Source organism: Streptomyces sp. NPDC087906, assembly GCF_055584925.1.
This window is the reverse complement of the sequence record NZ_JBVJLC010000001.1, coordinates 241,462-265,733: the sequence shown is the minus strand read 5'-3', so window position 1 is coordinate 265,733 and position 24,272 is coordinate 241,462. Positions and strand designations below refer to the sequence as shown.

Below are 24,272 nucleotides of genomic sequence, written 5' to 3'. Positions count from 1 at the left end.
GATCTCTCTCCAAACGGACTTGTTGCCTGACGGTCAGTGAGGTTAGGTTTCCCTTATCTTGCCCGGAACGTCTCCGGGTGACTTCGGGGAGGCCGCTTCACGTGTCCACGACCACGACCACGTCCGTGCCCACGTCCGCGCCCATGGCCAGGACCCTCACCCGCCGGGTCACCGTCGCCGCCGCCGCCACCGCGTTCGCCCTCTCGCTCGCCGCATGCGGCAGCGACGACCCCGGGCAGGCGGACGGCGGAGGCACGTCGGACGGCGCGAGCGCCGGTACGCACACGGTGTCCACGGTCATGGGCGACGTGAAGGTCGGCAACGCTCCCGAGCGCGTGGTCGTGCTCGACACCGACGCGCTCGACTCGGCCGTCACGCTCGGCGTCACCCCGGTCGGCGCCACGACCGTGGTCGACAAGGCGCCCGTCTCCACCTATCTGCCGGCCGCCGCCGTCAAGAGCGTCAAGCCCGTCGGACTGATCGGCGCGCCCAACCTCGAAGCCATCGCCGCGCTGAAGCCGGACCTCATCCTCAGCAGCAAGGTGCGCGACGAGAAGAACTACGCGTCGCTGTCGCGGATCGCTCCGACGGTCTTCACCGACACCACGGGCCCGACCTGGCGCAAGAACTTCGACCTGCACGCCGACGCGCTCGGCAAGAAGAACGAGGCGGCGCAGGTCGTCGCCGACTACACCGCCCATGTGGGGCGGGTGACGGACGCGCTCGGCGGGGCCGCGCAGGCGAAGGGGACCACCTTCGGCTTCGTACGGTTCGTGGAGGGCGCCGACACCCGGCTCTACCTCAACGACACCTTTGTCGGCTCCGTCTTCAAGGACCTCCAGGTCGGCAGGCCGGCCAACCAGGACAAGGACGGTTTCTCGCTCGACGTCAGCCCCGAGCAGATCGACAAGGCCGACGCGGGCGTCATCTTCTACTCCGCGTACGGCGACCCGAAGAAGGCCAAGGAGACCGACACCGTCGCCGGACCGCTGTGGAAGAAGCTCGACGCGGTGCGGAAGGGCACGGCCTTCAAGGTCGACGACAACCTGTGGATGCTCGGCATCGGCTACACCGGCGCCAACAAGGTGCTGGACGAGATCCAGCAGGACCTGTCGGCGAAGGCGGGCTAGGACCTCCGCGCCCCGAACGTCGTCCACGCCGCCCGCTCCGGCACCCGCAGCACGGTCCGCGCGGCGACCGCGTTGAGGATGGTCGCCGCGCGCCACGCGCCGAGCGTCAGATCGGGGGCGCTCACGCCGTGCGTGTGCAGCTCGGCGTTCTGCACGTACAGCGCGCCCCGCACCCGGGGGTCCAGGGCCACCCGGTACGTCCCGTCGATCCGGTAGCGGCCCCGGTCGTCCCAGTCGATCAGCTTCGCCAGCCCGTCGCCGTCACCGTCGAGGAAGTCGGGTCTGGCCGCCGCGTAACCGGTGGCGGAGACGATCGCGGACGTGCGGATCTCGATGACCGTGTCCTGCTCGGTGTGCCGGCAGGTCAGTACGTAGCCGCCGGCGCCGTCCGGACGATCCGGGTCCGCCGGTACGACACCGGTGACTTCGAGTCCCGGGTGCAGCGCGGCGCGCGGCTCCGTGCCGCCGATGGTGCGCTCGTACAGCTCGTCGTGTATCTCGGCCAGCGTCTCCTCGCTGACGCCCTTGTACAACTGCCACTGCTCACGCACGAGTTCGTCGCGCCGGGGGGCCGGCAGGGTGCGGAAGTAGCGGATGTAGTCGGGGGTGAAGTGCTCAAGTCCCAGCTTGGAGTACTCCATCGGCGCGAACGCCGGGGTACGGGCGAGCCAGCGGACGTACGGGCCGCCCGCGCCGTCGCCGTCCTGGTGGCGCAGCAGGTCGAGGGCGACCTCGGCGCCCGACTGGCCCGCGCCGATGACGGTGACGTCGTCCGCCGCAGCCAACCGCGCCCGGTGGGTGCGGTAGTCGGCGCTGTGCAGGACGCGGCCCTCGTGCGCCGGGGTGAGCAGCGGGCGCAGCGGTTCGGGGACGACCGGGAGGGTGCCGACACCCAGCACGATCTGGCGTGCGAGTAACCGCGTCGTGCCGCCCTTGGCCGAGCGGTGCGTGACGGCGAAGGCGCCCGCTTCGTCGTCCCAGTCCAGTTGGGTGACCCGCGCGTCGAAGCGGCAGCTCGCCAGTCCGTCGGCGACCCACCGGCAGTAGTGGTCGTACTCGCGGCGCGGGATGTGGAACCGCTCGGAGAAGAAGAACGGGAACATCCGGTCGTGCGCGTGCAGGTAGTTGAGGTACGACCAGGGGCTGGTCGGGTCGGCCATCGTCACCAGGTCGGCGAGGAAGGGCACTTGGAGGACCGTGCCCTCCATGAGCAGCCCGGGGTGCCAGGAGAAGGCGGGCTTCGCGTCGAGGAAGAGCGTACGCAGCTCGGGCGCGCGGTCGCAGAGTGCGGCCAGCGAGAGGTTGAACGGGCCTATCCCGATACCGACCAGGTCGTACATGGTCTGCCCTTCGTCGACGGCTTCCACGGCTGGGGAGTTGGTCACCGCGCGTCCTCCTCGGCGCCACCCGCGGCCACGACCGCGTCCAGCAGCGCCGCCACCTGGTCCGGGGTGGTGTGCGGGTTGAGCAGGGTCAGTTTGAGGCGCACCCGCCCGGGGCCCTCGCCGGGCAGTTCGGTACGGCCGACGACGGCGCGGCCCTCGCGCAACAGCCGCCGCCGCAAAGAGGCGTTGATGTCGTCGGTGCGTGCCGGGTCAGCGGGGCCCGTGGGCAGGTACCGGAACAGGAAGGCGGTCAGCACCGGTTCGGCGTGCAGTTCGAGCCGGGGGTGCTGCGCGACGGCGCGCGCGCCCGACCACGCGAGGTCGTGGCAGGCGTCGACCAGCCGGCCGAGCCCTTCCCTGCCGAGTGTGCGCAGGGTGACCGCGATCTTGAACGCGTCGGCGCGGCGCGTCGTGCGCAGCGAGAGTCCGAGCAGGCTCGGGTAGCCGGCCTCCTCGTCGTCGACCGGGTTCAGATAGACGGCCCGGCGCGCGAGCGAGGCGTACGTCTCGGCGCGGCGCACCAGGAACACCCCGGCCGCCGCCGGCTGCCAGCCCAGCTTGTGCCAGTCGAGCGAGATCGAGTCGGCGAGCGCCAGCCCGTCGAGGAGCGGTGCGAGCCGGTCGGACAGCAGGGCACCGCCGCCGTACGCGGCGTCCACATGCAGCCAGGCGCCGTGCGCGGCGGCGAGCGCGGCGCACGCGCGCAGCGGGTCGATCGCGCCGGTGTCGGTCGTACCGGCGGTGGCGACGACGGCGACCGGCAGTTCGCCGCGCAGCGCGCAGCCCGCCAGGGCGGCCTCCAACGCGGCCGGTTCCATGCGCTGTTGGTGGTCGACGGCCACCGGCAGTACGGCGTCCTCGCCGAGCCCGAGCAGCGCGGCGGCGCGCTGTACGGAGAAGTGCGCCGCCGCGGACGCGAGGATCCGGGGCCTGGGCCCCTGTCCCGCGCCCGGTACCCCGGCGAGTTCGACCTGGCGTCCCGCCGAGCCGCCGACGACCCGGTCGCGGGCCAGCATCAGGCCCATGAGGTTGGACTCGGTGCCGCCGGAGGTCAGGACGCCTGCCGCCGACTCGGCTTCGTAGCCGACGAGTTGTGCCAGCTCGGCGAGGAGCAGGGTCTCCATGGTGGTGGCGGCCGGCGCCTGGTCCCAGGAGTCCTGGGACGGGTTGAGCGCGGAGACCGCGAGATCGGCGGCGACAGCGACGGCGAGGGGCGGGCAGTGCAGATGGGCCGCGCAGGCCGGGTCGGCGGGGTCGGCGCTGCCGTAGGCGAGCAGTTCGGTGAGCCGGTGCAGCGCGCCCGCGTCGGCGCTCCCGGCGCTCGTCGCGCCTGTGCCCGTACCCGTGCCCGTACCCGAACCCGCCGCGTTCCGGAATGCGTCCGCGACCGCTGTGGCGATCTCCTCGGGCTCCCCGCCCTGGACGGGCCCGGCCCGCCGCGCGGCGCCCTCGGCGAGCGCGTCCAGCACCGTACGCACCAGCGGCTCCAGCGCCGCCGCGCCGCCGGTGCCGCCGGCCAGCTCGGCTCCCGGGCCGACGGCTGCCGAGCCTGCGGCCGCCTCCTGGAGCATCGCGGGCAGAGTGATGGGTGACAGGGTCATGGCTCGACTCCGGAATGTGCGGTACGGAGACTGACGACGGAGATGGCGCGCGGCAGCCCCCTCACGTCCCCCGTACGCACCGGCCACCAGACTTAGGTGAGCCTAAGCCACACGGCCGCCCAGCGGGAAACGCGCACTACTTGAGCGCGCGGCCCCAGATTTCGGTCGCCGTGCCCGAGCCGAGCGAGGGGACCGACGAGACCGTGCCGGTGACGGCCCCGAGCGGGACCCAGCCCCAGGATCTGAGCGCGCCGACCGCCGCCGCGTTGCCCGGGTCGACCCTCGCCGTCACGAGCGAGGCGTCCGTCCGTACGAGCAACTGCTCCAGCAGCCGTGTCGCCACCTTGTCCCGCCGGAACGCCGGCACGACCATCAGCTCGGCGAGCGCGAACACCTGCCCTGAGACGGTCAGTTCCTCCACGTCCCACGGGGTGTCACGGCCGATGCCGCGCCACCACTCGCCCGCCCTGTCCAGCAGGAACCCGTACGCGTAACCGGCCGACTCGGCGCCCCCGCTGCCGCTGCCCACCATCATGTCGAAGCCGGGGCGCTGCACGTCCCTGGCGAAGGCCTCAAGGAACCGCTGCCGGTCGTGGAACTCCTCGCCGTGCACCCGCTGGTACGCCTCGACGTACACGTCGGCCACGGCTTCCCGCTGCTGCTCCGCCTGCCACCGACTCAGGCGCCGCATGAACACCTCTGCCACGTGCCCTCCCGCCCGCTGTACACGTGCGCCCACCCGCGGCGCGCCTGCTCCTATCGTCGCAGGCCGCAGCGGATCGCGGTAACCCCGGCCCCGGGCGATCCGGAGATCGCCCGGGTGTGCGAATGCGGTGCCGCGCAGGGGAGTTGACGCAGTGCTACTTCTTGAAGCCGTAGTCCATCAGCTTCTTGGCGTCCGCCGTGCGGTTGGCCTCCGAGGAGGACGCGAGGACCGTACCGATGACGGTCTTGCCGCTCCGGGTCGCGGCGAAGACCAGGCAGTACTTGGCCTCGGGGCCCGAGCCCGTCTTGATGCCGATGGTGCCCGAGTAAGTGCCCAGCAGCTTGTTGGTGTTGGTCCACGTCATGTAGCGGTAGCCGTTGGTCTTCGTCGTGACCTTCTGCTTGGTCGACTTGGTCTTCACGACCGCGCGGAAGGTGGAGTACTTCATGGCGCTGCTGGCGAGCTTCGTCAGGTCGCGCGGGGTCGAGTAGTTCGCGCCGCTGCCGATGCCGTCGAACGAGTCGAAGTGCGTGTTCTTCAGACCGAGCGTCTTGGCGGTGGAGTTCATCTTCCCGATGAACGACTTCACCCGCGCCGCCCGCGTCGAGCCTGTGCCGAACTTGTCGGCCAGCGCGTACGCGGCGTCGCAGCCGGACGGCAGCATCAGCCCGTACAGCAACTGCCGCACGGTGACCTTGTCGCCGACGATCAGCCGGGCCGACGAGGCGTTCTTCGAGACGATGTAGTCGCTGTACGCCTTCTGGACCGTGACCTTGGTGTCCAGGTTGAGGTTCTTCTGCGCGAGCACCACACGCGCCGTCATGATCTTCGTGGTCGACCCGGTCGAACGACGGGTGTCGGCGGCCTTGGTGTAAAGGCTCTTGCCGGTGCCGTCGTTCATCACGAAGCCGCCCTTGGCGACGATGGTCGGGGTCTTGGGCGCGGCCGCGGCCTGCGCCGGGAGGGCGAACGCCCCGGCGGCCGCGACGGATCCCGCGGTGACCACGACGACAGCGGACAGACGCCGGATGCCCATAATGCCGGTTTTCAAGATGAATACTCCAAATACCCAAAGCGGTGCGGCTGTCTGAGGTCGCCGCTTGCTCATGAGATACGCGAGAGGGACCAATGGATGTGCGTTTCGTAAGAATTTTCCCGGTGTACGAGCCATGTTGTACCCCATGCCCGGCCGCGCATCCACGCGCTCAAAGGCAGGGGAGACGTCGGCGGCTCGTTCTACGGCCGGTGGGAGCCCGGGTCCTGGAGCCGGTCCAGCTCCCTGCGGTCGCGCTTCGTGGGACGGCCGGCGCCCCGGTCGCGGATCGCGATCGGGAGGGCGAACTCGCGGGGCGGCGGCGGAGGGCTGTTGTCGACGAAGCAGGTCACGGCGACCGGCGGGCCGACCCGCTTGCGGACGATCCGGGAGACGACCACGACCCGGTCGCGGCCCGCGTGCCGGACCCGGACCTCGTCGCCCGCCTTGACGGGGTGCGCGGGCTTCACCCGCTCGCCGTTGACGCGGACGTGGCCGGCGCGGCAGGCCGCCGCAGCCTGGGAGCGCGTCTTGGTCAGGCGTACGGACCAGATCCAGGTGTCGACCCGCGCCGTGCCCTCGCTCGTTCCCTCTGCAGCCATACTCCGAGGGTAACGACAGCGCCGGGGACGCGGCTCGTGATATTCGGACGCGGACCCCCGACGCCTCTCGGCGGGATCCCCGGCGAGACCCCCGCCGGACCCCCCGCCGGGCCCCCGGCGGCTACCGGGCCGCCGCGCCCGCCGCCTCGGCGGGCCGGACGCGCAGCGCCCGCCAGGTCGGCACCAGCGTCGCCGACAGGGACAGCAGCACAGCGGCGCCCACCACCGTCGCGTAGATCCAGCCGGGCCCCGACGGCAGCCACCCACGACTGCCGCCCGCCACGTGCGCGTACGGCACCAGGGTCGTCAGGGAAGCGAGCGTGCCGAGCAGTACCCCGATCGCGCCGACGACCAGACCCTCGATCGTCATCATCCGCATGATCTGCGCCCTCGTCGCGCCGGTCAGCCGCTGGAGCCCGAACTCGCCGCGCCTGCCGCCGGTCGACAGGGACAGGCTGTTGATCACCGAGATCGCGGTGTACGCGATGATCACCCCGACCATCAGGTAGTTGACCGCCGCCTGGGTGTCGCTGTTCTCCGTGTTGGCCGCGACCAGCGCGTCCCGGTCGGCGACCGCGAGCCCCGGCTCGGCCGCCGCGAGCTTCCGCAGGGCCGGTACGACATCGGCGCCCGGCTCCGCCGTCACCAGGACCTGCTGCGGCAGACCGGCCGTCGTGTGCGGTGCCAGCAGCCCGGCCGGCAGCAGCGCCGCTTCCGAGATCCCCTTCGGCCGGTACGTCGCGACGACCCGCAGCCGCGCCGTACCGCCGTCCCCGAACCGCAGCGTGACCAGGTCGCCGGTGCGGTGCCCGGCGTCCTCGGGCAGCGCGATCGTGTCGCCGCGCAGCCGGTCGAAGCTTCCGCTGCTCGCCGCGGCCGCCGTCGTACCCGCTGCGCCACCGGCGCTGACGCCTTGCAGCGGCATGCCGTCCTCGTCGGTCTGCGAGCCCTTTCCGTCCGGCAGTTCGAGGTAGCCGACGCTGGTGGTGTACGCGCTGGCGGCGGCGACGCCGGGCAGGTGGGCCGCCCGGTCGGCGAGTCCGGCGTCGACCGTGCCGGAGGCGGAGGTCAGGACGGCGTCGGCGCGCAGGTTCTCGGTGAAGGACCGCTCGCTGACCTCGGTCGTGGTGGTCTGCACGTACAGGGAGGCGGTGGTGAAGCCGACCGCGAGCAGGACGGGTGCCACGGCGCCCGCGATGTGCACCGTACGGGCACGGGAGTTGAGCATCGCGAGCCGTCCCGAGACACCGGTCAGGGCGCGCACGGGCCCGTGCAGCAGCGCCGCGCAGACCTTCGTCAGGGCCGGGGCGATCAGCGCGAGGCCGATGACGGCGCAGATGACGGTCGGGACGGCCGTACTGGCCGCCGTAGGACCGTCCATGACCGCCCACGTGACGGCGGACAGGGCGGCGGCGCCCGCCAGGAACACCAGGGCGAACAGCAGCCGGGTCACGCTGAACCAGCTCTGCTGGAGCGCCGATTCGGCAAGGGCCTCGACGGGCTTCGCCTTGACCGCGCGGCGCGCGCCGACGAATCCGGCGCCGAGCGCCGTCAGCAGCAGCGCACCGCCCGCTGCGGCCACCGGGATCCACCCCTGGCTGAACTCGACGGCCCGGTCGGTGACCCCGCCCGACGCCAGCCGGTCGAACAGCGCACGGCCCAGCCACTTCCCGGGCAGCCAGGCCAGCAGGATCGCGCCGGCGGCGACCGCCAGGGTCTCGATCAGCAGCATCCCGCGCAGTTGGCGCGGGGTGGCGCCGATCGCCCGCAGCAGGGCCAGCTCGCGCCTGCGCCGGGCGGCGGCGAGCGTCATCGTGCCCGCCGTGACGAACAGGGAGACCAGCACGGCCGTACCGCCGAAGACACCGGCGACGGCGATCAGGTCCTCGCGCTGCGCCACCGCGTCCGGGTGTTCGGCGAGGCCGCGGTCGTCGCCGGTGAGGACCGTGACGGGAGTGCCGCCCGTCCGCACGGCCGCCGCGAGCGCGGTCCCCAGCCGCGCCACGTCGGTGCCCGGCTTCGCCACGACGGCGAAAGCGCCGACCGTGCCCGGGTGGCCGCCGAGCCGGGCCGCCTCGGCGGGGGCGAAGAACAGCGCGGGCCCCGGGGACGTGCCACGGGCGGTGGCGATGCCGCTGACCCGGTACCCGGCGGAGCCGCCGTGCGCGGCGACCGTGACGGTGTCACCGACGGCCGCCCCGGCCCGCGCGGCGGTCCCGGCGTCCAGGACGACCTCGCGCGGCCCGGTCGGCGCCCGGCCGCCGTCGAGCGTGTACGGCGCGAGGGACGCGGAATCCCAGCCGTGACCCTCGGCCTTCGTCTGTGCCGGACCGTGCGCACCGAGTAGCGTCGTCGGGAACGTGACGTCACCGACGACCCGCTCCACCCCAGGCGTCCGCGCGAGCTGCCCGGCCAGCGCGGCATCCAGCGGCACGCCCTCCGCCAGGACGGCGCGCTCGCTGTCCTCGGAGTTGCCCGGGTGCAGTTCGTACGACCGGTCGCCGACGACGACGGCCGTGGCACCGGCGAGCCGCTGCGGCGGCACGTTGTCGCGGATCCCGGTCTCCAGCAGGCCGCCGCAGGCCATCACGATGGCCGTGCCGAAGAAGAGCGCGACGAAGGTGGCGAGGAAGCCACTCTTCCGGAACCTCAGAGTCCGTACCGCCAACCGCCCCGTACCGCCGCCTTTAGTCATGGCTACGACGCTACGGAGCCGGGCAGCCCCGGCCCATGGGGCCTCCCGGCGGCCTCGGGGTGGGGCAAACCCCAGGTGGGCGCCGGCCGGCAGGCTCGCCCCCGCAGGGCGGGCCGCACACCGCTACCATGCGGCTCGATCTTCTTTTAAGAAGGCTTCCTTCCAAACACGGAAGCAGTGAACGCCATGCGCAGCAATTCCCGCAGAGGGCTACAGCCGAATGTCCTCGGCAGGTTCGACACCGTGGTGATGGCGGTCGCAGGAAGTGCGCCGGCCTACTCGATCGCGGCCACCACCGCCGTGCTCGTCGCCACGGTCGGACTCGCCAGCCCCGCCGCGCTCCTGTACTGCGCGATACCCATGCTGGGGATCGTGCTCGCCTACGGCAGGCTCGGCAGGCTGGACCCCAACGCGGGCGCCGCCTACTCCTGGGTGGCCCGCACCCTGCACCCGTTCCTCGGCTTCATATCGGGCTGGGCGCTGGTCATCTCCACGACGATCTTCATGGTGGCCGGGTCGCTGCCGGCCGGTGCCATGACCCTCGCGATCTTCGACCCGGGCCTCGCCACCCGCACGTCGCTCGCCGCGCTCGTGGGCGCCGGCTGGCTGGCGCTGATGGTGCTGATCGTGCTCGGCGGCGCACGGCTCACCGTACGGGCGCAGTTGCTGCTGTCCGGCGTCGAAGTGACGCTGCTGGTCGTCTTCCTGCTGGCCGCCCTCCTGCACGACGGCACGGCGCACGCCTTCGACTGGTCCTGGCTCGGCTTCAGCCACTTCGACGGGCCCGCGGGGTTCGCTTCGGGCGCGCTGGTCGCCGCCTTCTACTACTGGGGCTGGGACGTCACCAGCAACCTCAGTGAGGAGACCCGCAACAGCCGCAGGAACTCGGGGTTCGCCGCGCTCGTCGGCGTCGGGATCGTCTTCCTGCTCTTCGAGGCGTTCACCATCGCCACCAACATCATCCTGACGGAGCGGCAGATCTCGGCGGGCAGCGCCAACGTGCTGGGCGTGCTCGGCGATGTCATCTGGCCGGGCGTCGGCGGCAAGTTCCTCATCGTCGCCGTGCTGCTGTCCACCGTGGCGACGCTGGAGACGACACTCATTCAGGTGACGCGCTCGCTGTTCGCCATGGGCCGCGACCGGACCCTGCCGGCCGCACTCGGCAAGGTGCACCGCACCTGGAACACCCCCTGGGTGGCGATCACCGTCGTCGGGTGCGCCGGGATCGGCATGCTCGCGGCCGCCACCGTGCTCGGCTCGGTCACCGAGATCATCTCCGACGCCGTCACCGCCATCTCCCTCCAGGTGTCGGTGTATTACGGCCTCGCGGGGCTCGCCGTCGTCGTCGCGTACCGCAAGCTGCTGCTGCGCTCGTTCCGGACGTTCCTCCTCGCGGGCCTGTGGCCCCTGGTCGGCGCCGTCTTCATGTTCTGGATCTTCTTCGAGTCGCTGGGCGAACTGACGACGACGGCCCTCTGCATCGGGATCGGCGGGCTCGCCGCCGGACTGGTGCCGATGTTCTGGTATTGGCGGAAGGGCAGTTCGTACTACCGTCCGGCGACACTGGACGCCACACGCTCCGCCGCCGACGACGGGGCGTACGCCGACACGGGGCTGACGGCGGGGGCCGGCCGCCCCGAGGAGGCCATGGCGACCGACTTCTGAGCCATGTCGGCGCCACGTCCGTTGAGCTTGTACGCACGTCCGAGGGAGGGGGGCCGCGATCACCGCACACCGGCACCGGGCACCGAAGAGCGCCCCGGACCGCCCCGAGCGTCCGGAGCGCCAGCCGGGGAAGAACGAAGGCCCCGACTTCGACCCGGACTTCGGCGACCGACAGCTCACAGCGGCGCGCCAGGACATCGTCATCGGCCGCTGGCAGGGCGTACGCGACCTGCTGCGCGAAACCGGCGACAACTGGCCGCTGCGCACCCAGCGGCTGCGCATCCTCTCCCACGCCGCCGCCGACAGCTCGGCCGCCGAGACCTGGCGGGCCGCCGAACCCGACTGCCCCGACGCGGCGGTGCTGCGCGCGGCCACCGAGGTCGTCCGCGTCTTCAACCAGGCCATCGCCGCCGGCCGCGGCGCCGGGATGATCGACGAGACCCGGCTCGACGCGGTCGTGCTGTCCTGTGTGAACGCGGCCCGCGCCCGCCGCGACGACCCGATGCCCTGGGTCTCGCTGCTCACCGTCGCCCGGCTCTACGAGAAGGGCGTCAGCCGGGGCGAGCTGCAGCGCTGGTGGGACGAGTTGCGCAGGCGCGACCCGTACAACATGGAGGGCCATGTGCAGTTGCTGCGCTACCTCTCCGCGCGCTGGCACGGCACCCACGGCCGGATGTACGACTTCGCGCGCGACGCCGCGGGCGTGGCGCCCAAGGGCTCGCCGCTGCCGGTCCTGGTGCAGATAGCCCGCGTCGAGGAGTACCGCCATGTCGCGGAGACGGCACACGAACGGCGCCGGGCCAGGGACCTCGTCGGCCGCAACTTCGGCCAGGAGCAGCACTGGCACCACGAACTGGCGGTGACCGAGGTGCGCCGCACCTTCGACCGCTGGATCGGCTGGCGCCCGGCGGGACCCGTACGCCCCGAAGAGGTCAGCGAACTCAACTACCTGACACACGCGGCCTGCTACGCCGGTCTGGACGGCGAGGCGCGCGAGCTGTTCCGGCTGCTCGGGTGGCGTGCGGCGCGCGTGCCGTGGTCGTACACGGGCGACCCGGCCGAGCAGTTCGCCTCGTACCGCAAGGCGGCGCGGCTGTCCTGACCGGCCGTGACGGGCCATCTGTTGGGGCGCCCCTGCCGGTGATCGTCCCGGACGGCCGCTAACCTTACGTATCCGCCCTGGCCAGGGATGCGGGGTTGTCGCGGGGAACGTCTCCCGGACCCGTGTTCCCAGGTATGGACATACACGGCACCCAACTCGTCTGAAAGGCTCACCCATGGGCATTCGGAGCTTGCTGCGCAAGGTGTTCGGTCGCGACCGCGAGGAGCGTAACGAGTCGGCGGCAGCCTCCGTACCGCCCCAGGCCGACCGTTCGTCGTCCGGCGCGGAATCGGCCACGACGGCGGACCCGGCCGCGGAGTCGGTGACGGAACCGGTCTCGGAATCGGTCACGGTCACGGTCCCGGCGAAGGCGCCCGCGCCCGCCCCGGAGCGGCGTCCTGCGCCGCACGAGGACGCGGCGGCCAAGCTGGTGGCCGAGTCGTTCGACAACCCCACCCCCCGAAGCGTCCCGGCCCAGGCGAAGGCCCCCCGCCCGACGGAACCCGCCCCGGCGGAACCGGCCCCGACGGTCCCGGCGCAGACGACGACGGAACCGACGCCGGTGGCGACGCCGACGCCGGAACCGGAACCGGTGGCGGAGAAGGCGGAGCCGACACCGGCCGCCGCACCCGAGCCGGTCGTGGAACCCGAGCCGACGCCCGAACCGGCGGCTGCCGAACCGACACCGGTCGTAGAGCCCGAGCCCACACCGGAACCGCCGACCGCCGAGGCAGCGCGGATCGCCGAACCCGAGCCGGTCGTAGAGCCCGAGCCGACGCCCGAACCGGCGGCTGCCGAACCGACACCGGTCGTAGAGCCCGAGCCCGTTGTCGAGCCCGAGCCCACACCGGAGCCGCCGACCGCCGAGGCAGCCCGGATCGCCGAACCGACACCAGTCGTGGAACCCGAGCCCGCGGCGCTGCCCGCGCCCGCGACGCTGCCGGAGCCCGAGGCCGCGCCCGTCGCGCCGGTGAAGAAGGCAGCGCCCAGGAAGGCCGCCGCCAAGAAGGCCGCCCCCGCGAAGAAGACCACGGCGGCCAAGAAGGCCGCGCCCGTCGCACCCGCCGTCGCCGAGCCCGCCGCCACCCCGCAGGCCGAGGCCGACCCGGTCGTCGCAGCCCCCGAACCCGCCGCCGAGGCGCCCGCGCCCGCCGTCGAGACGCCCGGCGTCCCCGGGACCGTGCCCGACGCGCTCGTCGCTCCCTACAACGCCGCCGACGCCGCGCTCAAGGCGCGGGGGCTCACCGGCGAGCGGGCCGACGTGTACCTCGTGCTCGACCGGTCAGGCTCCATGCGGGAGTTCTACAGGAGCGGCAGCGTCCAGCATCTCGCCGAGCAGACGCTCGCGCTCGCCGCGCATCTCGGTGACGAGCCGGTCGTCCACACGGTGTTCTTCTCCACCGACATCGACGGCACGACCGACCTGACCCTCACGGACTTCTCCGACGCCGTCAACAAGGCGCACGCCGGGTTCGGCCGCCTCGGCCGTACCAGCTACCACCGGGCCGTCGAAGAGGTCGTCGCGCACCGCGAGAAGTCCGGCGCCACCGGGCCCGCGCTCGTCGTCTTCCAGACCGACGGCGCCCCCGACGCCAAGCAGACCGCGCGGCTGGCGCTCAACGAGGTCGCCGGCAAGGGCCTGTTCTGGGCGTTCGTGGCGTTCGGCCCGTACGACTCGAAGGCGTTCGACTTCCTGCGCAAGACCGAGCAGGAGCTGGACCACGTCGGGTTCTTCCACGCGGGCCCGACGCCGGCCGAGCTGCCGCACGCCGACGTGTACCGCGAGCTGCTCGCCGTCTGGAAGCCGGAAGCCACCAACTGAAGCCACCCCGCTCATCCGCCGGCCGGCACCGCTTCGGTGCCGGCCGGCGGCAGTTCCACCGTCACCTCCAGGCCGCCGCGCGCGCCGCCCGGCACCGCCCTCACCGAACCGCCGTGCGCCACGGCGATCGAGCGGACGATCGAAAGCCCGAGGCCGGCCCCCGGGCCCATCCGGTCGCGGCCCTCGCCGCGCCGGAACGGCTCGAAGAGCGCCGGGATCTCCGAAGCCGCCACCACGGGCCCGCTGTTGCGCACCACGAGCGTCGTGCCGTCGACGCTCACATCGACCGTCCCGCCGGGCACGTTGTACGTCACGGCGTTGGCCAGCAGATTCGCCACCAGCCGCCCCAGCAGCAGCCGGCTGCCGCGGACCGCGCCCGCGCCCGTCACCGCCACCCGCACCCCGTGCCCGGCCGCCTCGTCGGTGACCAGCGTGCCCAGCTCCAGCTCCTCCTGGTCCTCGCCCTCGGCTCCAGCACCTGCCCCTGGGCCGCGTTCGCTGCGCGCCAGCACCAGCAGCCCCTCGATGAGCTGTTCGCTGCGCCGGTTGTTGTCGAGCAGGGTCTGCTTCGTACGGGCGAGATCGGCGGCGGAGCAGCCCTCGTCCAGGCCGATCTGGATCGCGGCGCGCTGCGTCGCCAGCGGGGTGCGCAGTTCGTGCGAGGCGTTGGCGATGAAGCGGCGCTGGCTGTCGAACGCCCTCTGGAGCCGGCCGAGCAGCGCGTCGAGCGTGTCGCCCAGCTCCTTGAGTTCGTCGTCGGGCCCGCTCGCGCCGATCCGCTCGTGGAGATTGCGCTCCGACAGCCTGCGCGCCTTCGCCGTCATGGCGTGCACCGGCCGCAGCACCCGGCCCGCCGTCCACCAGCCGACGCCGACGGCGAGCGCCGCCATCACGAGCAGCGCGGCGACCGACCAGAAGAGCATCTGGTCGGAGGCGGCGTCGGTGACGTTGGCGGTGAGCCGGTGGACGCTCGCCGTCGACAGCGCACGCTCCCGCCGGCTCTCCCGCAGCAGGAACAGCTCGTGCCGCATCGCGAGACCGTGCTCGGCCCGGGTGCCGGCGGCTTCGGCGGGTGCGTACTGGGCGCTGGCGGCGATGTGGTCCGCCCGGTCCTGGGTGCCGGCGCCGGCGAGCAGGTTGACGACGGCGAGCAGACACGCGCCGAGGACGACGAAGACGACACCGTAGATCAGCGCGATACGGGTGCGGATGGTGGATCCCGGCCCCAGCACGGGACCGCCGAAGGGACCACCGAAGGCCCGTGCGGGACTGGCGGACCCGCGCCGCGTACGACGAGCGGTCACAGCGCGTATCCCACGCCCTGCACCGTACGGATCAGCGCGGGCTCGCCCAGTTTGCCCCGCAGCTTGCTGAGGCAGACCCGGACGGCGCCGGTGAACGGATCGGCGTGCGCGTCCCAGGCCCGCTCCAGCAGTTCCTCGGCCGACACGGGCGCACCGTCGGCCTCCAGCAGTATCTGGAGCACGGTGAACTCCTTCGGCGACAGGTCGAGCGCCCGCCCGTCCCGCCAGGCCGTCCGCCGCACCGAGTCGAGCCGTATCCCCTCCCGCTCCAACTGCGGCGGTACGGGCCTGGCGCTGCGCCGCCGCAGCGCGCGGACCCGGGAGACCAGCTCGGGGAATTCGAAGGGCTTGCCCAGATAGTCGTCGGCGCCGAGGTCGAGGCCTTCGACGCGGTCCTCCGTGGAGGCGGAGGCGGTGAGCATCAGGATCCGGGTGCGGGACTCCTCGGCGACGAGCTTGCGTGCCACGTCGTCGCCGTGGACGCGCGGCAGGTCCCGGTCGAGGACGACCACGTCGTAGTCGTGCAGTCCGAGGTAGGCGAGGGCGGCGTCACCGCTGTACACCGTGTCGACGGCGAAACCCGCGCGCCGCAGTCCGGTGGCGACCAGCTCGGCGAGTATCTCTTCGTCCTCCGCGACCAGTACCCGCATGCTCTCGTCCCCCACCTCGCGTACCGACTCCTTGCGCCCTGCCTCGTACATAACGTCCTTCTCCTCCCAGGATGCGCCCGTCCTACGGCACGGGGTGTTTCGCAAAGCTCTCCGCCGGGTATCCACCGGCTTTTATGCGGGTGAAGTGATCTCCGCAGGGCCGTTAGGATTTCGACCATGGCGGCCAATGGATCCGAAGAGCAGGGTGGGAAGGCGTACTACGTCACCACCCCCATTTACTACGTCAACGACGCTCCTCACCTGGGCCACGCCTACACGACCGTCGCAGGGGACGTGCTCACGCGCTGGCACCGCCAGCGCGGTGAGAAGGTGTGGTACCTCACCGGCACGGACGAGCACGGTCAGAAGATCATGCGCACCGCCGAAGCCCACGGGGTCACCCCGCAGGAGTGGTGCGACAAGCTGGTGGACGAGTCCTGGCGGCCCCTCTGGGAGCACCTGGACATCGCGAACGACGACTTCATCCGGACGACGGAGAAGCGCCACACCGACCGGGTGCGGGAGTTCGTGCAGGACCTGTACGACAAGGACCAGATCTACAAGGGCGGCTACGAGGGCCCGTACTGCGTGGGCTGCGAGGAGTACAAGCTCCCCGGCGAGCTGATCGAGGACGAGAGCGGCGTCAAGCTCTGCGCGATCCACAAGACGCCGGTGGAGATCCTCAAGGAGGAGAACTACTTCTTCAAGCTCAGCGAGTTCGGCCCGAAGCTCCTCGCGCACTACGAGGCGAACCCCGGCTTCATCCAGCCCGAGTCCGCGCGCAACGAGGTCGTGAACTTCGTCAAGCAGGGGCTCCAGGACCTGTCGATCTCCCGCTCGACCTTCGACTGGGGCGTCCCGGTGCCGTGGGACGAGAAGCATGTGATCTACGTGTGGATCGACGCTCTCCTCAACTACGCGACGGCCGTCGGCTACGGCGCGAACCAGGAGAAGTTCGACGGGACGTTCCCGGCCGACGTGCATCTCGTCGGCAAGGACATCCTGCGCTTCCACGCGATCATCTGGCCCGCCATGCTGATGGCGCAGGGGCTGCCGCTGCCCGGCAAGGTCGTCGCCAACGGCTGGCTGCTGGTCGGCGGCGAGAAGATGTCGAAGTCGAACCTGACCGGCATCAAGCCGCAGGACCTGACCACGCACTTCGGCGTGGACGCCTACCGCTGGTACTTCCTGCGGGCCATCGCCTTCGGGCAGGACGGCTCGTTCTCCTGGGAGGACTTCAGCGCCCGCTACACCTCCGAGCTGGCGAACGACTTCGGCAACCTCGCGTCGCGCGTCGCCGCCATGGTCGGCAAGTACTACGGCGGTGCGCTGCCGGAGGCGACGGCCGCCGGTGCGGCCGAGCAGGCGGTACGGGACGGTCTGACGAAGGCGGTCGCCGAGGCGGACCGGCGGATCGGTGAGGAGCTGGACTTCGCGGGCGGTATCGCCGCGGTCTTCGACTTCGTCAAGCAGGTCAACGGCTATCTGACCGAGCAGGAGCCGTGGAAGGTCGCCAAGGACGAGTCGGCGGCGGGCCGGGCCCGGCTCGCGACGATCCTCTACACGGCGGCCGAGTCGCTGCGCGCCTGTGCCGTCCTGCTGAACGCGGTCATGCCGGAGACGTCGCAGAAGCTGTGGGAGTCGCTGGGCGCCGAGGAGTCGCTGGGCGCGCTGGCGGACCAGCGGGTCCAGTCGGCGGGCGAGTGGGGCCGACTGGCCCCGGGCGCGAAGGTGACGAAGGGCGCGGTGCTGTTCCCGCGCCTGGAGGAGAAGCCCGCGTGACCGCCTCCGTGTGACACGTACGGCAGGCCCGGAACCGCCACGGTTCCGGGCCTGCCGCCGTATGTGCGGACGTACTGCTCAGCGTGCCAGCGAGGCGGCGTCGCCCATCACGACCACCGGCTCCTTGTCCGGGTCCAGCAGCTCCAGCAGTTGCCTCACCCGGTCGCGCGGGAGCGAGACACAGCCCTGGGTGGGGCCGCCGTGGTCCACATGGATCCAGATGCCGCCGCCCCGGTCGCCGCCGAGCGGGCGGGTCCAGTCCAGGGGTGTGGTGCCGGGCTCGCGGTTGTAGTTGATCGCCACGACATAGTCGAAGGAGCCTTCCAGCGACTCGCCGTGGAAGCCGGTGCCGTCGGCGTAGAAGGCGTCCGACCTGTCGTACGGGAGCTTCGTACCCGGATCGGGCAGCGAGCCGCCCGCGTCGGTGAGGCCGTACACCCCGATCGGTGAGCGCCGGTCGCTCTGGACGTGGTGCCCGGTCCAGCCGTCCAGGGCGTTGTGCGCGGGCCAGGGTCCGGCGACCGGCCGCCAGCCGACGGGCGGCGCCTCTCCGGAAGTGCCGGAGGCCCAGGCGTCACGTTCGTAGACCCGGACCGTGGAGCGGTTGGCGTCCTTGCCCGCGCCGGTGACCACGACCGCCTGCCGGCTGTCCTCCGGGATCTCGGCGCGGGTGCGCGGGCCGAGCGCGGGGATTTCCTTCGGCCCGAGGATCCGGGCCTGCGGGCCCGGCGCGCCGAGCTGCCCCCGGTCCTTCGCCGAGGTCGTGGCGGCGGATTTCGGCGGCGGCCCGGCGTGTCCTGCGGTCCCGGCCGCGCCCGCACAGCCGGTCAGCAGCAGACCGGCGGTCAGCAGCGCGGCGGTGGGGCCGAGGGAACGGACGGACGACATGGGGTGGGCCCTTCGGTTGACGCGACGAGGTCCTGTCCGGCCCACGAACCTCGCGGTCCGGTCCTGCTGGAGGCGTCTTTCGGGCTGCTCCAGTCTCCCCCAGCGTCCGGGCAGTCGCACCGTGAGCTTATCCAGCCACCGGCACGGAAAGGGCGACATACACGCCATGGCGCCGAAAGCGAAGGAGGCCCGGAACCGACCGGTTCCGGGCCTCCGCCGTTCCGTGCGGTGCTACTCGCCCGACTTGGCGACCGGCTTGCGCAGCGCGATGTTCAGCTCGCGCAGCCGCGACTCGTCCAGCTCCGTCGGCGCGCCCATCATCAGGTCCTGCGCGTTGCCGTTGAGCGGGAAGGCGATCGTCTCGCGGATGTTCGGCTCGTCGGCCAGCAGCATCACGATGCGGTCGACGCCCGGGGCGATCCCGCCGTGCGGCGGGGCGCCGAGCCGGAAGGCGCGGAGCATGCCGGCGAACTCGTGCTCGACCGTCTCGCGGTCGTAGCCCGCGATCTCGAACGCCTTCAGCATGACCTCGGGCTCGTGGTTGCGGATCGCGCCCGACGACAGCTCGATGCCGTTGCAGACGATGTCGTACTGCCACGCCAGGATGTCCAGCGGGTCCTTCTCCTCCAGGTCGCGCACGCCGCCCTGGGGCATCGAGAAGGGGTTGTGCGAGAAGTCGATCTTGCCGGTCTCCTCGTCCTTCTCGTACATCGGGAAGTCCACGACCCAGCAGAACCGGAAGACGCCCTCCTCGAAGTGGCCGGCGCGCTTCGCCGCCTCGACGCGGACCGCGCTCATGATCTTCGAGACCTCGTCGAACTCACCCGCGCCGAAGAAGATCGCGTGGCCGGGGGCGAGGGACAGCCGCTCGGAGAGGACCTTCACGTTCTCCTCGGTGAGGAACTTCGCGATCGGGCCGCTCAGCGTGCCGTCCTCGCCGACCCGCACCCAGGCCAGGCCCTTCGCGCCCTGCTCGACGGCGAAGTCCCCGAGCCCGTCGAAGAACTTGCGCGGCTGGCCCGCCGTGTCCGGCACGGGCAGCGCGCGTACGTGCTTGCCTGCGAACGCCTTGAACTCGGAGCCCTCGAAGACGTCCGAGATGTCGGTCAGCTCCAGCGTGGCCCGCAGGTCCGGCTTGTCGTTGCCGTACTTCAGCATCGACTCGCGGAACGGGATGCGCGGGAACGGCGAGGTGACCTCGCGGCCGCCGCCGAACTCGGTGAACAGCTCCGTCATCAGCTTCTCGATCGGCCGGAAGACGTCCTCCTGCTCGACGAAGCTCATCTCGACGTCGAGCTGGTAGAACTCGCCGGGCGAGCGGTCGGCGCGGGCGTCCTCGTCGCGGAAGCACGGCGCGATCTGGAAGTAGCGGTCGAAGCCCGAGATCATCAGGAGCTGCTTGAACTGCTGCGGCGCCTGCGGCAGCGCGTAGAACTTGCCGGGGTTCAGCCGGGACGGCACCACGAAGTCGCGGGCGCCCTCGGGCGAGGTCGCCGTGAGGATGGGGGTCGCCATCTCGTTGAAGCCGAGCGCCACCATCTTGGACCGGATGGCGGCGATGACGGCCGAGCGCAGCATGATGTTGCGGTGCATGCGCTCGCGGCGCAGGTCGAGGAAGCGGTACTCAAGCCGGCGCTCCTCGTTGACCCCGTCCTCGGTGTTGATGGTGAAGGGCAGCGGGGCCGCGGCGCCCAGGACCTCGACCTCCGAGACCTCGATCTCGATCTCGCCGGTCGGCAGCTCCGGGTTGACGTTCTCGGCGCCGCGCGCGGAGACCCGCCCGTCGATCCGGACGACGGTCTCCTTCGTGAGCTTCGACAGCTCCTCGTTGGCCGCCGTGCCGGGCCTGGCCACCAACTGGACCAGTCCGTAGTGGTCGCGCAGATCGATGAAGAGGATGCCGCCCAGGTCTCGGCGATTGTGCAGCCAGCCGCTCAGCCGGACGTCGGTGCCGACGTCAGAGGCGCGGAGCTCGCCGCAGGTGTGGGACCTGTACCGATGCATCGTCGTTCATCCAGTCTTAGCAAGTCGGGATTGGGTGTGGTGCTGGGTGGAGCTGGTTCGGGTGGAGCTGGGTGGAGCCGGGGTGGTACACGGAGACACCAGGTTAGCGCCCGGTTCCGGCGCCACTCTCGGTGGCGAGGGTTCGTCACCTGTTCATACAGTGGGAAAATGCGCACCGAGGACGTCCTGGCCGCGATCGCGACAGGCCTGTGGCGCTGGGACGACAGTTCAGGAACTGTCAGTGTCGACGCGGAGGCGGCCCGCCTGCTCGGACGGCCCGAGGAGGCCGCGGTCCTCACCGCGGCGGAGGTCCGCGCCCATTTCCACCCCGTCGACTGGAACGAGATTGACGGGATCGTGCAGCTCGCCCTGACCGAGGGCGGGCTCGCCGAGGCCCGGCTGCGGATCGTGGACCGGCGCGGCCGGGTGCTGCGGACCGTACGGTCCCGGTCGAAGCCGTACACCCGTACGGACGCGGCGGGCAAGCACTACTACGAGCTGGTCGGCACCCTCCAGGAGGTCGCCGAGCCGCAGCCCGGCACCACCGTCGACGGCACCGCCATCACGGGCGACTGGCGGCGCTCCCGCGAGGCGTTCCTGCTGGACGCGGGGCGTGCGCTGGCCGAGGCGAGATCGACCGCCGAGGTGCTGCGGGTCGCCGCCTCCCTGTCGATGCCCGGCTTCTCGCCCGACGCGCTCACCCTCTTCGGCACCGACGGGGACCGGCTGCGGATCATCGGGATGCACGGGAACACCGCGCTCGACGCCGAGAACTTCCCCGAGCTGCTGGTCGCTTCCGACTATCCGGCGTCCGAGGTCATCCGCACCGGCCGGGCGATCTACCTGCCGACGCCCCAGGCGTACGCGGACCGCTACCCGGCCATCTGGCCGTCGGTCGAGCCCTTCCGGCGCAGCTCCTGGGCGTTCCTCCCGCTGATCGTCTCCGGACATACGCTCGGCGCCTGGATGGCGGCCTTCAAGCACCGCGTCACGTTCTCGCCCGACGAGCGGTCCGTGCTGAGCACCGTCGCCCGGATGCTCGCGCAGGCGCTGGCGCGCGCCGAGATCACCGAGACCGAGCGCGAGCTGTCCCTCGGGCTCCAGCGCTCGATGATGCCGACCATCGGGCCCGACATCCCGGGCATGACCGTGGCCGCCCGGTACGTGCCGACCGGCGGCGGCCTCCAGGTCGGCGGCGACTGGTACGACATGATCCCGCTCCCCGGCCCCGGGCCGCACGGTGAGGGCGGCGAGGGCGGCAGGTTCGCCATGGTCATCGGCGACGTCCAGGGCCATGACGTACGGGCGGCAGGGCTGATGGGGCAGTTGCGGATCGCCCTGCGCGCCTACGCGTCAGAGGGGCACCGCCCCGACGCCGTGCTCTCCCGCGCCTCCCGCTTCCTGGCCGGCCTCCAGCAGTACCCGGGCACCGGACCCGACCCGGACACCGAGTCCGACGAACGGCCGCCCTTCGGCGTCACCCATTCGTCCGACAACGCGACGCAGGACTACGACGCGCGCGCCCCGCGCTTCGCGACCTGCCTCTACCTGGAGGTCGACCCGGCGACCGGCACGCTCGACATCGCCCGCGCCGGCCACCCCGACCCGGTGCTGCGCATGGCGGACGGCACAGCCGTCATCCGGCAGACGGCGGGCGGGCTGCCGCTCGGCATCGAGACGGACTCGGACTATCCGACGACCCGGCTCGTCCTGGGCAGGGGCGAGCTGCTGATGCTGTGCACGGACGGCCTCATCGAGACCGGCGGCCACGACATGTACACCGGCTGGGGCAGGCTCCAGCCGGTGCTCGAAGGCACCAAGGGCTCCATGGAGAAGCTCGCCGACGCGCTCGTCGAATCCGTCATCGGCCCGACGTCGCACTACACGACGGGGCCGCTGGCCGACCGGCGCGAGGACGACATCGCGCTGCTGCTGCTCGCCCGCAACGACTCGCCCGACCGGCCCCGTACCCCCGTCACCCGGCGCACCGCGCTGAGCATCGCCCAGGCCGAGCCCGAGCGGATCGCGGACGCCCGGCAGCAGCTCAGGGACCTGCTGCACGACTGGGCCGACGAGGACCAGATCGACTCCGCCGTGCTGATGCTGTCCGAGATGGTCACCAACGTCCTCGTGCACACCGACGGCGACGCGCTGCTGACGGCCGAGGCCGCGGGCAAGCGCGGCAAGCGGCGGCTGCGCGTCGAGGTCACCGACGCGAGCGACGAGCAGCCGCACCGCAGGCGCCCGGGGGAGCTGGCGTCCAGCGGTCGCGGGCTGGTGCTGATGGAGGTGCTGGCGACGGCGTGGGGCGTCGATCCGCGCGGCGAGGGCAAGTCGATCTGGTTCGAGCTCTACGAGGACGGCGAGGACGCGCCGTCCGGCGCCCCGGGTTCCTCGGGGGCGCTGTAGCGGCCCCGCAGCTCGGAGATCACCCCGAAGACGGCCGCCGTGAGCGGTACGGCCATCAGCAGCCCCAGGATCCCGGCGACGGCGGCGCCCGCCGTGATCGTCACCATCACCACGGCCGGATGCATCTGGACCGTACGGCTCTGCACCGCCGGCTGGAGCACATGCCCCTCCAGCACCTGCACGGCCAGCACCACACCGAGCGCCCACAGCGCGATCGGCCAGCCCCGGTCGGCGAGCGCGACGAGCACGGCGACGGCGCCCGAGATGAGGGCGCCCAGGTACGGGATGTACGCCCCGACGAAGACCAGCGCGCCGAGCCCCAGGGCGCCGGGCACCCGCAGGATCAGCAGGCCCACCGTGATGCAGACGGCGTCGATCAGGGCGATCACGGTCGTCCCGCGCATGAACCCCTCGACGGCGTGGTAGGCGCGGCGCGCCATGGCCTCGACGGCCTCGCCCGTCGCACGCGGCGCGAGCGACCTGAGCGCCCCCGCCGCCTTGTCGGAGTCCCGCAGGAAGAAGAACATCAGCAGCAGCGCCAGCACGGAGGTGGCGATCAGCTCGCCGATGACGCTGATCCCGGTGACCACGCCGGACGCCGCAGTCGCGCCGAACTTCCCCAGCAGGTCCTTGGCGTTGCTGGCGATGTCGTCCAGCGAGGTCCCCGCGGCGCCGAAGTGCCTGGACACGTCCTTCGCCGCCTCCTTCAGCGAGGAGACGATCTGGTCGCCGCTGTCCACGATCGCGTTGACGACGATGTACCCGGCCCCGCCGACCACGGCGACGACGGCGGCGCAGGTGAGCGCGGCGGCCAGCGACCGGTTCAGCCGCAGCGCGACGAGCCGCCGGTGCAGCGGCCCCAGCAGCGCGGTGCCGAGCAGCGCGAGCAGCAGGGGCGTGACGGCCGTCTTGAACGTGACGCACAGCCAGACCGCGACGGCCACGACCCCCGAGGCGAGCAGCAGCACCCCGCACCAGGCGGCGAAGCGCCGGACGCCGACGGGCAGGAGCGGGGACGGCGGGGTCGACCGGGACGGCAGCGAAGGGGACGGCGGCGTGGGCTGGGGCACGGGCCCACCCGACCACGCCGGGGGGCCGTTTGTCCCGTCCTGATCGCTTGTGCACCGCCGGGCGGGTGACGTGACGCTTCGGGTGCCGTCATGGCGTTCGTAATCCGTAAGAACTTCCACCGCATCCGCCTGCCGGGACTGCGCGAAGCTGGAGCCGGCCGGCCGTACGCGTACCGCGAGGGGCCGCCGTCCGCGGAGCGGGAGCGTACGTATGCAGGTCTGGGGCCGGGGAATCGGCGGGATCGTACTGGTGGCGCTGGGCGCGCTCTGGATCGCTCAGGGGACGGGGTCGGTGAAGGGCTCGGCGATGTCCGGGCATTCCCAGTACGCCCTGCTGGGCGTGGTGGTGGCCCTGATCGGCGGCTACCTGCTGTGGGCGGCGTGGCGGGCACACCACAGGCGCGGCGCCGAGAACACCTAGCCG

The 24,272-nt window shown here is 72.0% G+C and carries 18 protein-coding genes; 7 read left to right on the top strand and 11 right to left on the bottom strand.

Annotated elements, in window-relative coordinates; translation table 11 throughout:
- The first annotated feature begins 101 nt into the window (after positions 1-101).
- Entirely contained in the window at positions 102-1,130 is a 1,029-nt protein-coding gene (locus tag ACZ63I_RS01150; RefSeq protein ID WP_469334151.1) for an ABC transporter substrate-binding protein, read from the top strand.
- On the opposite strand, the gene ACZ63I_RS01145 is transcribed toward ACZ63I_RS01150, so the two are convergent.
- From ACZ63I_RS01145 to ACZ63I_RS01120, 6 genes are all read right to left on the bottom strand, one after another.
- A complete protein-coding gene (locus ACZ63I_RS01145) occupies positions 1,127-2,515 on the bottom strand; it encodes a lysine N(6)-hydroxylase/L-ornithine N(5)-oxygenase family protein (protein WP_469334150.1) in 1,389 nt (462 codons plus the stop codon). The two genes, ACZ63I_RS01150 and ACZ63I_RS01145, sit on opposite strands and share 4 nt — an antisense overlap.
- The gene (locus tag ACZ63I_RS01140) at positions 2,512-4,086 is read right to left on the bottom strand and encodes a pyridoxal phosphate-dependent decarboxylase family protein (RefSeq protein ID WP_469335510.1); all 1,575 of its coding nucleotides are present in this window, start codon (positions 4,084-4,086) and stop codon (positions 2,512-2,514) included. Before ACZ63I_RS01140 ends, ACZ63I_RS01145 begins: the two co-directional genes overlap by 4 nt.
- A gap of 166 nt (positions 4,087-4,252) precedes the next feature.
- On the bottom strand, positions 4,253-4,822 hold the full coding sequence (locus ACZ63I_RS01135) for an N-acetyltransferase (RefSeq protein WP_469334148.1): 570 nt from the start codon (positions 4,820-4,822) through the stop codon (positions 4,253-4,255).
- 154 nt (positions 4,823-4,976) lie between these two features.
- Positions 4,977-5,873, bottom strand: coding sequence for a D-alanyl-D-alanine carboxypeptidase family protein (locus ACZ63I_RS01130; protein ID WP_469334146.1), 897 nt, complete (start codon positions 5,871-5,873; stop codon positions 4,977-4,979).
- A gap of 185 nt (positions 5,874-6,058) precedes the next feature.
- On the bottom strand, positions 6,059-6,457 hold the full coding sequence (locus tag ACZ63I_RS01125) for an RNA-binding S4 domain-containing protein (protein ID WP_469334144.1): 399 nt from the start codon (positions 6,455-6,457) through the stop codon (positions 6,059-6,061).
- A gap of 121 nt (positions 6,458-6,578) precedes the next feature.
- Complete coding sequence (locus ACZ63I_RS01120; protein ID WP_469334142.1) at positions 6,579-9,152, bottom strand: ABC transporter permease; 2,574 nt, start codon at positions 9,150-9,152, stop codon at positions 6,579-6,581.
- Positions 9,153-9,338: 186 nt separating this feature from the next.
- On the opposite strand from ACZ63I_RS01120, the gene ACZ63I_RS01115 reads away from it, so the two are divergent.
- The 3 genes from ACZ63I_RS01115 to ACZ63I_RS01105 all read left to right on the top strand — a co-directional run bounded on the left by ACZ63I_RS01115 (position 9,339) and on the right by ACZ63I_RS01105 (position 13,741).
- Positions 9,339-10,817: an APC family permease gene (locus tag ACZ63I_RS01115; protein ID WP_469334140.1), complete on the top strand. Its 1,479-nt coding sequence runs from the start codon at positions 9,339-9,341 to the stop codon at positions 10,815-10,817.
- A gap of 58 nt (positions 10,818-10,875) precedes the next feature.
- Positions 10,876-11,919 carry a hypothetical protein gene (locus ACZ63I_RS01110; RefSeq protein ID WP_469335508.1) on the top strand — a complete coding sequence of 348 codons (1,044 nt, stop codon included), beginning with the start codon at positions 10,876-10,878 and terminating at the stop codon, positions 11,917-11,919.
- 175 nt (positions 11,920-12,094) lie between these two features.
- Complete coding sequence (locus ACZ63I_RS01105) at positions 12,095-13,741, top strand: VWA domain-containing protein (protein ID WP_469334138.1); 1,647 nt, start codon at positions 12,095-12,097, stop codon at positions 13,739-13,741.
- Positions 13,742-13,752: 11 nt separating this feature from the next.
- On the opposite strand, the gene ACZ63I_RS01100 is transcribed toward ACZ63I_RS01105, so the two are convergent.
- Complete coding sequence (locus tag ACZ63I_RS01100; RefSeq protein WP_469335506.1) at positions 13,753-14,973, bottom strand: sensor histidine kinase; 1,221 nt, start codon at positions 14,971-14,973, stop codon at positions 13,753-13,755.
- A 68-nt stretch (positions 14,974-15,041) separates the two neighbouring features.
- Positions 15,042-15,695 carry a response regulator transcription factor gene (locus tag ACZ63I_RS01095; RefSeq protein ID WP_469335504.1) on the bottom strand — a complete coding sequence of 218 codons (654 nt, stop codon included), beginning with the start codon at positions 15,693-15,695 and terminating at the stop codon, positions 15,042-15,044.
- 177 nt (positions 15,696-15,872) lie between these two features.
- On the opposite strand from ACZ63I_RS01095, the gene metG reads away from it, so the two are divergent.
- On the top strand, positions 15,873-17,477 hold the full coding sequence (gene metG / locus ACZ63I_RS01090) for a methionine--tRNA ligase (RefSeq protein WP_469334137.1): 1,605 nt from the start codon (positions 15,873-15,875) through the stop codon (positions 17,475-17,477).
- Positions 17,478-17,555: 78 nt separating this feature from the next.
- On the opposite strand, the gene ACZ63I_RS01085 is transcribed toward metG, so the two are convergent.
- A complete protein-coding gene (locus ACZ63I_RS01085) occupies positions 17,556-18,365 on the bottom strand; it encodes a L,D-transpeptidase family protein (protein ID WP_469334135.1) in 810 nt (269 codons plus the stop codon).
- Between the two features lie 231 nt (positions 18,366-18,596).
- Positions 18,597-20,369, bottom strand: a complete 1,773-nt coding sequence (aspS, locus tag ACZ63I_RS01080; protein WP_469334133.1) for an aspartate--tRNA ligase — start codon at positions 20,367-20,369, stop codon at positions 18,597-18,599.
- A gap of 168 nt (positions 20,370-20,537) precedes the next feature.
- On the opposite strand from aspS, the gene ACZ63I_RS01075 reads away from it, so the two are divergent.
- The gene (locus ACZ63I_RS01075; RefSeq protein ID WP_469334131.1) at positions 20,538-22,778 is read left to right on the top strand and encodes an ATP-binding SpoIIE family protein phosphatase; all 2,241 of its coding nucleotides are present in this window, start codon (positions 20,538-20,540) and stop codon (positions 22,776-22,778) included.
- Here the strand turns inward: ACZ63I_RS01075 and ACZ63I_RS01070 are convergent.
- Entirely contained in the window at positions 22,721-23,848 is a 1,128-nt protein-coding gene (locus tag ACZ63I_RS01070; RefSeq protein ID WP_469334129.1) for an AI-2E family transporter, read from the bottom strand. The genes ACZ63I_RS01075 and ACZ63I_RS01070 overlap by 58 nt on opposite strands.
- Before the next feature lie 211 nt (positions 23,849-24,059).
- On the opposite strand from ACZ63I_RS01070, the gene ACZ63I_RS01065 reads away from it, so the two are divergent.
- On the top strand, positions 24,060-24,269 hold the full coding sequence (locus tag ACZ63I_RS01065; RefSeq protein ID WP_469334118.1) for a hypothetical protein: 210 nt from the start codon (positions 24,060-24,062) through the stop codon (positions 24,267-24,269).
- The last annotated feature ends 3 nt before the right edge of the window (positions 24,270-24,272 follow it).